Annotated in this window: 13 protein-coding genes and 1 pseudogene; 3 read left to right on the top strand and 11 right to left on the bottom strand. The window is 30.2% G+C overall.

Annotated elements, in window-relative coordinates; genetic code table 11:
• Window positions 1-124 precede the first annotated feature (124 nt).
• The gene (locus BU200_RS09325) at window positions 125-442 is read right to left on the bottom strand and encodes a hypothetical protein (RefSeq protein WP_075099890.1); all 318 of its coding nucleotides are present in this window, start codon (window positions 440-442) and stop codon (window positions 125-127) included.
• Between the two features lie 107 nt (window positions 443-549).
• Here BU200_RS09325 and BU200_RS09320 point away from each other — a divergent pair, with 107 nt between their 5' ends.
• Window positions 550-1,233 (top strand): XRE family transcriptional regulator, encoded by a 684-nt coding sequence (locus BU200_RS09320; protein ID WP_075099889.1) that lies wholly within the window; start codon window positions 550-552, stop codon window positions 1,231-1,233.
• Here the strand turns inward: BU200_RS09320 and BU200_RS09315 are convergent.
• The 8 genes from BU200_RS09315 to BU200_RS11170 all read right to left on the bottom strand — a co-directional run bounded on the left by BU200_RS09315 (window position 1,223) and on the right by BU200_RS11170 (window position 10,315).
• On the bottom strand, window positions 1,223-1,432 hold the full coding sequence (locus tag BU200_RS09315) for a hypothetical protein (protein WP_075099888.1): 210 nt from the start codon (window positions 1,430-1,432) through the stop codon (window positions 1,223-1,225). The two genes, BU200_RS09320 and BU200_RS09315, sit on opposite strands and share 11 nt — an antisense overlap.
• A 10-nt stretch (window positions 1,433-1,442) precedes the next feature.
• Complete coding sequence (locus BU200_RS09310; protein WP_075099887.1) at window positions 1,443-3,020, bottom strand: ATP-binding cassette domain-containing protein; 1,578 nt, start codon at window positions 3,018-3,020, stop codon at window positions 1,443-1,445.
• A gap of 12 nt (window positions 3,021-3,032) precedes the next feature.
• Window positions 3,033-4,106, bottom strand: a complete 1,074-nt coding sequence (locus tag BU200_RS09305) for a hypothetical protein (RefSeq protein WP_075099886.1) — start codon at window positions 4,104-4,106, stop codon at window positions 3,033-3,035.
• A gap of 19 nt (window positions 4,107-4,125) precedes the next feature.
• Window positions 4,126-5,493, bottom strand: a complete 1,368-nt coding sequence (locus BU200_RS09300) for a YcaO-like family protein (RefSeq protein WP_083609400.1) — start codon at window positions 5,491-5,493, stop codon at window positions 4,126-4,128.
• Window positions 5,450-6,370: a hypothetical protein gene (locus tag BU200_RS09295; protein WP_075099884.1), complete on the bottom strand. Its 921-nt coding sequence runs from the start codon at window positions 6,368-6,370 to the stop codon at window positions 5,450-5,452. The genes BU200_RS09300 and BU200_RS09295 overlap by 44 nt, the downstream gene beginning before the upstream one ends.
• A gap of 1 nt (window position 6,371) precedes the next feature.
• On the bottom strand, window positions 6,372-7,256 hold the full coding sequence (locus tag BU200_RS09290) for a hypothetical protein (RefSeq protein ID WP_075099883.1): 885 nt from the start codon (window positions 7,254-7,256) through the stop codon (window positions 6,372-6,374).
• A 1-nt stretch (window position 7,257) separates the two neighbouring features.
• On the bottom strand, window positions 7,258-10,035 hold the full coding sequence (locus BU200_RS09285) for a thiopeptide-type bacteriocin biosynthesis protein (protein WP_075099882.1): 2,778 nt from the start codon (window positions 10,033-10,035) through the stop codon (window positions 7,258-7,260).
• 121 nt (window positions 10,036-10,156) lie between these two features.
• Window positions 10,157-10,315, bottom strand: a complete 159-nt coding sequence (locus BU200_RS11170) for a hypothetical protein (protein ID WP_158015155.1) — start codon at window positions 10,313-10,315, stop codon at window positions 10,157-10,159.
• Window positions 10,316-10,682: 367 nt separating this feature from the next.
• Between BU200_RS11170 and BU200_RS11710 the strand changes: the two genes are divergently transcribed.
• The gene (locus BU200_RS11710; RefSeq protein ID WP_075099881.1) at window positions 10,683-11,051 is read left to right on the top strand and encodes an IS630 transposase-related protein; all 369 of its coding nucleotides are present in this window, start codon (window positions 10,683-10,685) and stop codon (window positions 11,049-11,051) included.
• The gene (locus BU200_RS11705; protein WP_075099880.1) at window positions 11,039-11,524 is read left to right on the top strand and encodes a transposase; all 486 of its coding nucleotides are present in this window, start codon (window positions 11,039-11,041) and stop codon (window positions 11,522-11,524) included. The genes BU200_RS11710 and BU200_RS11705 overlap by 13 nt, the downstream gene beginning before the upstream one ends.
• A 6-nt stretch (window positions 11,525-11,530) precedes the next feature.
• Here the strand turns inward: BU200_RS11705 and BU200_RS09270 are convergent.
• Window positions 11,531-12,039: pseudogene (locus BU200_RS09270) on the bottom strand (cysteine peptidase family C39 domain-containing protein); the annotation flags it as partial.
• 69 nt (window positions 12,040-12,108) lie between these two features.
• Window positions 12,109-12,285 carry a hypothetical protein gene (locus BU200_RS11165; RefSeq protein WP_158015153.1) on the bottom strand — a complete coding sequence of 59 codons (177 nt, stop codon included), beginning with the start codon at window positions 12,283-12,285 and terminating at the stop codon, window positions 12,109-12,111.
• Window positions 12,286-12,519 lie beyond the last annotated feature (234 nt).

Here is a 12,519-nt window from a genome sequence, read left to right as displayed (position 1 = left end):
ATCCAAACGTTCTAAGGGATTGCCTTTCTCTGATAGTTTTGACAAGATTTTTTCATCGTCTGTGAATAAATGCATGACAGATCTCCTCATTACTTTTTATTCTATTATCTCATTTTGGGGAAATTTAGGAAGTTTTTAGAGGTCCCCTTAAATAATAGTCGAGTGTCAGATCATAAGTTGCTTCTTTCCATACCTTATTCCCAGCATACTCTAATAAACAATTGGCGCTCACTGTCAAGCTGATATGTAGCAAAATTAAATTCACCCGCTTCAACTTGGGATGAATAGAAATCAAGTCTGCTTTTTGAAACATAAGCTCTTTCAGCACTCCGCCTTCAAACAGACTGGACGAAAATAAGTCCATCTCTTCTGCCATCAATCTCTTTACATCTTCAACGATTTCATTTGAACAGTAGCTTTCAATAAATTTCGTAATAGGCATACTCTCATTCTCTTTTCTATGAAATGGTTTCTCTTGCATTCTATTATATCCTATGTTATAATTTTGTCAAGTTATAAATTGACAAAATTAACTAAGAAGGAGGAACTATGTTTTCACCAGTACAGCTTAAAAAATTTCGACAGCAAACTCCCATCTCCCAAACTGCCATCGCCAAGCAATTAGGAGTGACTCGTGCTGCCTATTCTGCATGGGAAACAGGTAAAACCAAACCCAATCAGAAAAACCTTGAACAGCTTTCTCAACTCTTAGGGATTCATGTAGAGGAATTTGAATCTGAACATAGCATTGTCGAAAAGTATCTCAAGCTCACCCCTCTCCATCAACAAGACCTTGAAGAATATGCGGATAGCCTATTAGAAAAGCAAAATAAGGTTATCCCACTCTTTCCTATTCAAGTTCGGACTAATATTGCCCTATCGGCAGGTCTTGGAGAAGGATTTGACGATGAGTTTGAAACAGAAACAGTCTATTCGGATAAAGAGTACAACTATGATATCGCCACCTGGATCAAGGGAGATTCCATGGAGCCCTTCTATCATAGCGGAGAGGTAGCCCTTATCCGTGAAGGAGGATTTGATTATGATGGAGCGATTTATGCGGTAGCTTGGAATGAGGAAGTATACATTAAAAAAGTCTATCTGGAGGAAGATGGCTTTCGTCTAGTCTCCATCAACAAGGCCTATCCAGACAAATTCGCCCCAGCAGAGGATGAGCCAAGGATTGTGGGGAAAATTGTGGGGAATTTTATGCCTGTTGAATTCAATTCTTAAAATTTGTAATCTCTTTTATTCCCTTAAAATCAATACAAAATAATGTCACTCTTTTTATGAAGCCTTCTATACCATTGTCTCCATAGCGAGTGTCCACATATTTTTTTAATTTTGGTCTCAATTTCTCTTTCTCTGATTCAGATAAAAACTTTCCTTGAGCATCGACCCAATCACCATTTAATATTCTCTTTAGCATCATTTATTCTCCCTCAAAGTACAATAATCTCATCCAGTTTATGTCGAACAGTATCATCTAAATGGTGAGAAATCATAATAACCATTTTATCAGCCATATCCAAAATACGCTGTTCAATTAACACAGCTGTTTCTTTATCAATTGCCGAAGTTGCTTCATCTAAAATTAAAATTGGTGTTTCTCTAAGCAAAGCTCTAGCCAAAATCAAGCGTTGACGCTCTCCTCCAGAAAGTAAGTTCCCGTCCAATCCCAAAACAGTATCTAATTTTTCTGGCAAATCCATAATTCTATCATATAGGCAAACTTGTTTTAAAGTCTCATAAATCTTATCGTCATCAATTGATAAGCCCAATGTGATGTTATCTCTGATAGATAAGTTTAAGACTTTTCCTGACTGATTAACATAAGCAATTTGATTTGCAAAAACACTATCTTTTGAATAATCAAATTTTTGGCCATTCATTGTAAACTCACCCTTAGTTAACTCAAGACGACCAGTGATAATATTGAGAATAGTGGATTTTCCGGAACCACTTGCTCCTATCAAACCATACTTTTTATTTTTACGAAATGTCCTGTTAAACTGGTTTAAAATTGTCTTATCTCCGTAAGAAAAATCAGCATTGTTTAATTCAAGACAATCAATAGTTGGGTATTCAAACTGTTCTATACTCAATTCTGTATTCAATTTATCAACTATTGAAGCCATGCCGCTCATTTGTACAATCTGTTCTAAAATCATACTGGTTGAATTCAGAAAAATGGCTAATAAAGTCGGTGTGGTCAATAATAAACCAATAGATAGTTTACCTTGACTAACAAGATAGAGCGAAAATACAAACATTAGCCCTTCAAACAGCACCTGTGTACCGTTAAAAGACAGAGTTGCACATGCCATGAAAAACTTACTAACCAAACGCTGCTTCTCCAATTTTTTTTGAGATGAATTGATCTGCTCTTGCAATAGCTTCAAACGGTCAAAGTTTTTCAACATGTCGTATGCTCCTAAGTATTCCTGAAGCACATTTGTAAAATGACCATTACGATTGGAGAACTCTTGAAAAGCCTGACCAATTTTTTTTCCGAATCGACTACCGACAACCCCTAATACCAAAAGTAAAACGATGGATAAAACACCAAGCTCAACTTTAATTAAAAATAAAGCCGTTAAAGAGATAATACTCAAAATAACGTCTTTTGACACACTCAAAAATGGTTTAAAATATGTTTGCTCCATTCTTTCCAAATCTGAAGTGTACCAAGAAATATATTCTCCATACTCAATTTGGTGAAAATTTTTATATCCCATCTCGGAAATATTTTTGCTAATCTTATTCCCTAGATAAAGCATCCAAACTTCAGTTAACTTTGCATTTTGCAAAGTTAATATAAAATTGATCACTTGAGTCAATGCTATTAATAACAATAATAACCCTGCTTCACGCCAAACTAAACGACTATTTTCTAAAAAATGATTAAAGACGATAGAACGATAATATGAACTCGCTACCACTCCCAAGCCAGACAGACCTGCTAGAATAACCGAACATAAAAATCCCTTGGCATCCAGTTTAATATATTTTTTCATCATGAATCCTTCTTTCTACGAAATATTTCCACTGATAACTGCATAAAATTGAAGGTAATTTGGAAATGATGTTTTTAAGTAGTGCTCCCATTTTTCATCACTTAACACTTGTTTAACTGGTCGATTATACCTTGACGAGTTAGAATTTTCAACGCATATTTCTTGAGCAATATAACCTATTAACAAAACCAGTCTACTAATTTCTAGTGGTTCATTTACATGTAATTTTATCAGAAACAAAGTGTACTGGCTTGAATATCTAAAATCGACGTAATTATATTCAGAATTTAATATATGATACGGTAAGTATAAATTATTTTGAGAAATAAATTTATCACCATCATTTTTTAGAGTCAATATTTTTATACTATCATCAGTATATTCTTTTCCAAATAATTTTTTATATTGAATAGAGATTTCCGTTCTAATATCATAAATTCCATCTTTATAATTACAACTTAAATTCCTCAATTTTCTATAATAGGGACCACTCGTTCGTAACTTTAACTTTGTTTTAAAAAATGATATCTCTCTCGAACAATCAGTTAAATCCAAATCTTCACTACATTTTGAAAAATCAATTTGTATATAATCTTTATTTATAGTCACATTTTTAATATCATTTTCAAAGCACATTGAAATATAATCTACATTATATAGTATATGACCAATTTCTAATAAAACTAAACTGTTTCTAATCGCAGAATAGAAGCCATTAGGCATCCGATCTGAAACTATAATCAATTGACCTGATTGAGAATTAATCTGAGTATTTTGAAAAACTAAAAATTTTCCTGTCAATGAATCTATAGTAACAAAACAATGATTTCCTATACAAAAATAAGCTTTCTGAAGATAGAATGATCTAGCAGATGGATAAGACTTATGAAACCCATAAGGTGACTCCTCCTTATGGGATACTCTATTTATTGTAAATAAATCTAATATAGCTTCTTGAAACTTTGGTAAGTAATCAATATAGTTGACAAACTCCCAACAATACTCTGAACGACTTTCTTCTTGTGCTAATTCAATACCTGTAGCAGTAAATAAATGGTCGCATATAAAGTCTTTCCTTGTTAATAGCATATTATCTCCTCCAATCAAACTATGGTAGCGGAAAATAATCTGATTTTCCAGTTAAATTTTTGACTGGGAAAAAATTAAGTTCTTTCGCTCCTACTGCAGATACTTTGACACATTTTAAACCAAATTCATTAAAAATACTTGGGGACATATCATAAAAATATATATCATCATAAATAGTAAACATTAAAGTTAAAAATTTTTCATATGAATCGCACACGCTAGAAGGGATATCAGTATACAATAAATCGTCTGCTTCTTTCAAAATTTTTCTAAATTCTTCTTTTCTCTCATATGAAGCAAAATAGTATTGTATGTATTCATTTATAGTTAACTGTGTCGATAATTTTTTATAGGTATATTTTTCAACCTCTTTAATTTTTTTAGAAACGTCAGGTATATTCCTTAAGAAGGTTAATCCTATGGTAGCTTCTTCAAATGATTTACTAATCGCTTCGTCTAAATGAATAGACGCTGAAACTCCGCTGGCAGAAAATACCTCATTTGTATCTTCTGTGCTTATCATAAGACACCAAACTACACATATGTTTGGTTCTCGGTCAAAAATTAAAAAATGAGTATCATAGTTTTGAAGATTGTAATAAAATATTTTTGATGCAATAGATGAGTTTAAATGTAAATCTTTAATCAATCTGACTTTTATATAGTCGTCGTACCAATAACTTAAAAATGTATCTCTCTCATATAGCTCAAGTAAAGCATGTAGTGTAGCTTCATTAATGCTGTTCCCTAACGCTATTCCATTAGAAGTACCTCTATTTATATCTAGTAATTTATCGTATTGTATATTATAAAAAATATATTCCATTGGTACCATCAACGTCTCTCTATTTTTTAGAGAAACCATTTCAATTCCTCTTTCAAATGAATTACTATATTCTGTACCGGTCCATTTCTTACTTATTCTATCAGTAAATATTAAATTATAATCATTATTAAAACATGGTTTTAATAACTTATTATTAAATGGATTGAATGATAGAATTCGCTCCAAATATTCAAAAAATGCAATATTTTCATAGTTTTCTTTCCCTACCAAAGATAAGCCATGTACATCAAAATATTGTTTAGACCTAGTGAAAAAAGCATTATATTTTTCATAGCAAATAAATCCGTATCCTAAATCAGATATAATTTGCTTAAGTCTTTCAATATCAAACAAAGTTTGTGAACGCTCAAAAAACGTATACTTATTTACTGGAGATATTTTATGATAGAGTATTATGTAACTACCTTGATTCTCAACTTTTGTGATATCTTTTTTATATCTATAATAAGATTTCAATTTATCAAGGTTTAGTTCATTGTTTCCAACATATTCTCTTCTATAATTGTGCTTTATCATAATATTCTTTGAATATTTGGCCATTATTTTTGCTACTTTCTACAAATTGCTCTCTATTAAATATTTTGGGAAAATAAAAATTAAGTACCTTAGCAAATACTTTCGGTGATAATCCGTTTGTTTGTTCTAATTTATAATTTATATCTTCCTTATCTATTCCGTATGATAAAAATAAATTGTGAATACATTCTTCTTTGTTTTCACCAAAAAGTACTATCTTATGTCCACTAATAAATTGATGTTCCAATCTAATCATCGGATAGTAACTTTCAAAGTCAAAATTATTTTTTGCAAGACAACTCGAAAAAAGATAGTTGCTCTTGTCCAATTTATTCAAACTACACACTGTTAATTTATTTGTATAATATCGTAAGTCAATCGTTATAATTTTATTCTCAATATCTAATTCAGATAAATCTTTTAGTTTGCTAATTAAAACTTCCAGTATGTACTCCAACATTTCATTGCTCATACTTAGATTTTCTATGTCATCTAAAAAATCTATGCTTCCTTTATAAATGATCAAATTATTATCAAGGGGAGAAATTTTTATATTATAGCCTCCTTCATAAACAATTTTAAAGAAACTATTGTACCTCTGTGAATTAAAAACTAGCTGAATAACACTATCTGTTATTATACCGGTTTTATTATTTATCAATATTTTGCTTAATTTAGTAACTTTATTATGAGCAACTAATGCCCCAATATTAACTAAATATTGAAATATAGGCAATTTAGTATCTATTTCACGACAATTTCTAACATTGTCTAAAATCTCATCAATTTCACTCCTATTAACCTGAGCTTTATTCAATTTATATATTTTTTCATCAATAAAAATGAAAATACTTTTATAACTTTCAGTAATAAATAGTGTACTATTAATCTGATAAACCAACTTAAATCAACCTCTCTATTCCAGTATTGAGATAATTTTCTAAACTTTTATTTATATCATATTTTCTATATTTATTAGAAAAATGATAATTTATCGTAAATTTATCTAACATTCTAATCTCCAACATTGGAAATTTTTCATAAATAATGTTTAAAAACCATTTGTTGGAAATTAGTAAACTATTGTATCTTAATTTTGGATTCATTAACTCATTTTTCCATGTCAATTCATGTATTTTCGAGGCAAACATATCATTTTCAATCAATTTTTCTAAATCATTCGGAGAGAAAAAGTCAAAATCACGATTATTTTCCATGATAAATTCTATATCTACTTTTAACTGATTAAAATCAATTCTATCTAAGAAACTGCAAGATTCTTCTAACTCTCTCACCCTTTCTTTCATAAGTGTAAAAATATACTCAGACTGTCGAGCATTTAATGACATAAAGAAACCCCAAAAATGAGAAAAATGAGCCAAAAATAATTCTTCATCCATAATATCAATATAACATAATTCTATAAATAGTATAATCTGTTTCCAATCTATGGTTCTAGAAAAATAATACCTTCTGAAAATTTTATCTAAAATAATATTCCATTTTCTATAAATACGGTATTCCTCCACTGTAGAAAAAATTTTTAATCTATAATCTTCTTCTATAGATGGAGCTAAATTTAAGTGATTTCTAAGACATAATACTATTTTTGTACAAAGCTTTAAATCATTAATTCCATTAATGGAAAAGTAAACACAATCTCTTGCAGTAATTTTTATATAATAATCCTCAATTCGCAAAGAGTCCATTTCTGTTTTTATTAACTTCCACAATCTAAACTTATCAATCGTTGAAATATCGACGATAACAGAGTAGTATTTAGTCATCTCACTTCCTCAATCTATAAATTTTTTCTTTGACAATTTGTAAAGAATAATATAGAAATTCATTTTCTTGACTTAAATTATACATCCTTCTATTAAATTGCATATGTAAAATTGACCTAACAATATAATCTCGATGTAATAAATTTGAATAGTCATTAAAATTATCAAAAATTTTCTTGTTTACTTTATTCTCAATTCTTTGTATTATTTCTAAACTATTAATAGACCGTTTTATTTTTCTAAAGTTTACAGAATATTTTCTAACATCATCAAACTGAATCCTATTCAAAAATTCATACACCTTTTTCCAATCCATAAAAACTGAGTAGGATGTCTCCAAGCACATCGTCATCAATTGTTCAGTATCATGTACTTCATTTTGTTTAGCGTTAACTAAATGGCTAATAGCTGCTCTACTATCTTGACAAAAAAAATCTAATACCTTGTGAAAATTGTACTGACCACCATATCTTCCTAGCTCGATACTATAAGATGAGGCAAAATAAAATGATATAATACCTTGTTTCCGTAGATTATCCAACACGCTCTCTAATTCACTAACAAATATATTATTTCTAAATCTCAATCTAATTGAGGGTAAATTAAAATCAGAGTAATAGGTGTAAAAAAATTGTTTATTAAGTTTCATAAAAAAAGTATTAATCGCATTCAATGTTTGACTAATATACATATAATCATTGCAGACCAAAGTAAGAGACTCTATTTCATCTAAGAAATTTTCTTGAAGCTCACTCTTTACTGCTTGACAAATCTCTACCGTAGAATTCTCGATTCTTTTACTTTCGATAATTTCAAAAACTGGTAGATTTGATGTATAATCAATATAATCTTCTTTCAATACGACCATGCCAGAATTTTTAAATTCTGTATACACCATCCCAAGTCCTTTTTTCGAATCTAACTTAATAGGAGTATCTTCTCCTTTTAGACATAGGCAAACTATATTAGGAATAGAGTACTGATTGATAAACCTATTTAAATATTCTTTAAATTCATCAGAATTTTTTAATTCAATTCGAGGCGCGATATTCCATGTTCTTTTGGATAATACTAAATTTTTATATATTATTCTTGGAATATATGGAAGATACCTCGCTCTATTTAAATTTAAATCTAACGGTGGGAGCATAAAGTACCTTCCAAAATTTACTAAAAAACGTCCAAGAAAATTTTCTGATTCAAATTCTAAAGAAGCCATACTTTTTAATACTGGAGTTATAATTTCACCATTAAGTGTATTTTTTAGATATAGACCGTTTGTATCTAACCCAATATTTATATTATCAATGCCAATTGTAACGTCTTTCTCGTCTTCAATAAAATCATTTTCTAGATTTATTCTTTTACTTCCCTTAATAGATCCAAATACTAAATCTGGGATATATCTGGTTCCAACATCAATTTCATAATAATCATTCTGTTCAATCACATGATTAAATTTAGAAAATTTCGAAGAATAACTTCCATCTGGAAAAGAAAACGCAATTGGTGGCAAATAAAATTTACCATCAGCCAACTTTTGATATTTAACATCAAAAGACACAGAAGGCAGGCCTCTATTATCAATTACATTATCTAATAATGAATTTATCTCATTCAAATCTAGTTCGTTAAGAATAACATCTCCACCATTAAAAATGGCAGTAGTTATCTTTTCATACCAAAAATCATCGTATATTGAAAAATCAAATATTGATTCTTTTATCTTCCCTGAAATTATTTTGACGAAATCCAAATCACTGAAAATAGATGACAAGCTTATTTCAGTATAACGCCCATATTTTTCATCAAATTTAGATTCTAAATTTAACAATATTTCATTAGCTTTCTCAAAATAATTCATTTTTCTCAATAAAGACAATAATTTATCATCCAGTTTTAACAAATCTTTTGTAGTTATATTTTTATCATCTAAGTGGTTATATTTTGTTGCAGTTAGAAACTGTTCCTTTCTAGAGACTATTTCTTGTAACAGATTATTCACTTCAATACATTTCTCTAATAAAAATTTGTAATCAACAGGACCAACTTTATTATTAATTCCCTTTAATGATTGAATTACGCTATGAACTTTACTAAAGTCGTCTTTTTGAAAAAAAACACTATAATACGATAGTCGTTCTAGATTATCATTAATAGTCTTTCCAAAATCTATTTCACTAACTAAAATTTGATTTTCCAACAAATAATTTATAATTCTTTTGCTATTTTCTCCAAATTCATGGCACACTAAATTATAAACTTCACAAATTTTACAATATTTTAGCTTTTTTAATAGAACTACCATTTTTCCAATAGTGGTTCCTTTTTTAACACTCACATTCAATATTTGATTACGTATCCTACTAAAGTATTTAAGTTTAAAGCAATTATCATCTTCTTCTAAAAGTGACGATATCATTACTTCCAGTTCTGAATGCTCTGGTTGATTTTTTTCTATTTTACTCTTAAAATAGTCTAACCATGATAATGTTAGTCGAACTTCAATAGTTTCTTCTAAAATTTCTGGTGTCGAAACTGTTCCTATTGACGAGAAAATCATTGCCCTACTACTCATTCTCAATAGATACTTAAACAAAGTATCTTTATTTTTATCGTTAAATTTCTTATCACTCACAAGACTTCTATAAAAATCTTGAGAAGCAAAAAATAAAATAAATTTTATTTTATCGTCAAGTATAAAATTGTCATAAATATCATCATTTAATAGTAATCTCTTAGCTAATGCGGGACAATAATCAGCACTTCTAATAAACATAACAAAATCCTTTTATATTTGAGATAATATTGAGCAACATTTGTTTTACTTTTCCATCTTTATTTAACAGTTAATTGGTAGTAGTTTTTCAAAAATATATTTGTACTTAATACTTAAGGTTTTAAATTTTGAAAATCGATGAACAAGAAAACACTGGTGCCGAAGAGGCCCCCATTTCATCGAGCATTGTGTCTACTGAGCTTTCTAATACTTCCAATCCTAAATCTTTAAGATTCTTTTCCACTTCCATGTTAGTGTCATATTTAATTTGTTTCTTCATAAAAATATCCTCCAAATGTTTAAACTGTTGCTCAATACCTATCTACTAATACTCGAATATATGATAAATGTATTTATCGTATATTCAAGTATATCTTGCTCAACTATATAATAATTGAGCAGATATAATATATAATTTCCACAATCTACCTCCAATAATAATAATTAGTTTTAAATACTTACAATAATGATAATTTCAAGTAAAACTATCATTGTTCTAAGATTTATAAATTTTTTTACCATAATAATTGCTCCTTCTTTATTCTTTTTGTACAATAAAGAAATAAGAAAAATAAAAATGTTGTGAAAGTGGGATTTTACGAAATATAGTCCTTTAGTTTTTAACTAGTACATGATATAATAGCTTTATGGTATACGGAATAGATTTTAGACGTCGTGTGATGAGCTATGTTAAGGCAGGCCATTCTACACAAGAAACTTGTACCTTATTTGGCATAAGTCGCAATACTCTCTATCGCTGGGAAAAACAGCTGGCCGATACGGGTTTCTTAGCGTGTCAGCCACGAGTACGCAAACCTTTTAAAATCCCATTAGATGAACTACAAGCATATATTGAAGCACATCCTGATGCTTTTTTACGTGAAATCGCAGAACATTTTGATTGTACGATTCCTTCTGTATGGGCAGCTTTGAAAAAATGTGGGATTACTAAAAAAAGACCACTACTTACCAAGAACAAGACAGTGAGCAGGGCAGTCGCTATTTGGCTGTATTAAGTTGCTTTCCAAACCTTCCCATTGTTTATATTGATGAAACTGGCATTGACCGTTACCTTTATCGTCAACAGGGTAGAGCAAAGCGTGGCGTCAAAATCTTAGACAAAATCAGTGGTAGACGTTTTGAGAGAGTTTCTGTTGTCGCTGGTCAGGTGGGGCAGTCTATAATAGCTCCGATGATTTATAAGGGAAGTATGACGACTGAGTTTTTTATGGAATGGTTTAGCACTCAGTTATTACCTAGCTTGACCGAACCTCATCTGATTATTATGGATAATGCGACTTTCCATCCCAAAGGGAGACTGGATCGCCTTTGTTTATCCCATCACCACTATTTTCTCCCATTGCCTCCTTATTCCCCAGAACTGAATCCTATTGAACGAACATGGGCTAACCTCAAGAATCGGGTGACCGAATTGATGAAGATGAAAACATCTGTGACAGATTGCTTAGCGTACTGTCTTAAAACTTAATGACTATATAACCGTAGCTACCAGTCCTTTTTGGCTAAAAATTAACGTCCCAAATAGTTCTAGAAACCCTTTTCCTTTTAAATTCCCCTTTTCAAAATCAGAATTAGGAACCATAAAAAGCGCTATTCCTTGATAGCCCTCTCTCATCTCATCACGAGACATCTTAAGTATTCCTCGAGCAGGATCGGCTACAAAAAATTGAGCATTTTTCTTGATATGATGCAATACAACAAAATGATTTTGCCCCAGATTATTTTTTATCTGAAGAATCGCAGGAAATGTTAATGCTGCTGTCAAATCTTCTTGTGCAACACGAACAGCTTTAACAGTAAAATTTAGCTTTTCAAGACCAGAAACAATCCCACTAACAGTCGTCCCATACATGTCAGTCCCGATGATTTCACGAATTTTCATGATAGATAGTTTCTTTTATAAGCTATAAGAACTGTCGAAACGACTGCGGCTGCACAATCAGATTGATCGTGTTGCATGGTGCAGGCATATTTTTTAAACATGTACAAATCCTCACTTCATCATTCTAACTGAATCAGCCATATTCTGGTTTCTTAATGCTGAATATCTTATTAATCAGCTTTTCCGACATCAAGTCCTGAAGAATCAGTAGCTCTTTCTTTGATACGAACAATACTAGGATATTTGATAGCACCATTTTTTTCTTTAGTGCGAGGGAGACTTACCCCTGAACTAAAAATCAATAGCGATAGTAATACTAGCTTAATAAATTTATCTTTATAGTTCATAGATTTACCTCTTTTCATTTTATATAATTAGAGTCTATCACATAGAAATGAAAACGTCAACATATTTTAGTCTTTTTTTACTTTTTTTTTTTATTCATATAGAACTGATACTTAACAAAAATCAAAATCTGAATTATAATAATGATATGAACTTTACACAAGACCACATCAGAGAACTTCGAACAGCCCTTAAAGACAAGTCACTCACTGCCTATCACAAACGGCTTCAAGCAG

It is taken from the genome of Streptococcus acidominimus (genome assembly GCF_001921825.1).
Lineage (GTDB): Bacteria > Bacillota > Bacilli > Lactobacillales > Streptococcaceae > Streptococcus > Streptococcus acidominimus.
The sequence above is the reverse complement of the archived record's forward strand: the minus strand, read 5'-3'. Positions and strand labels throughout refer to the sequence as shown.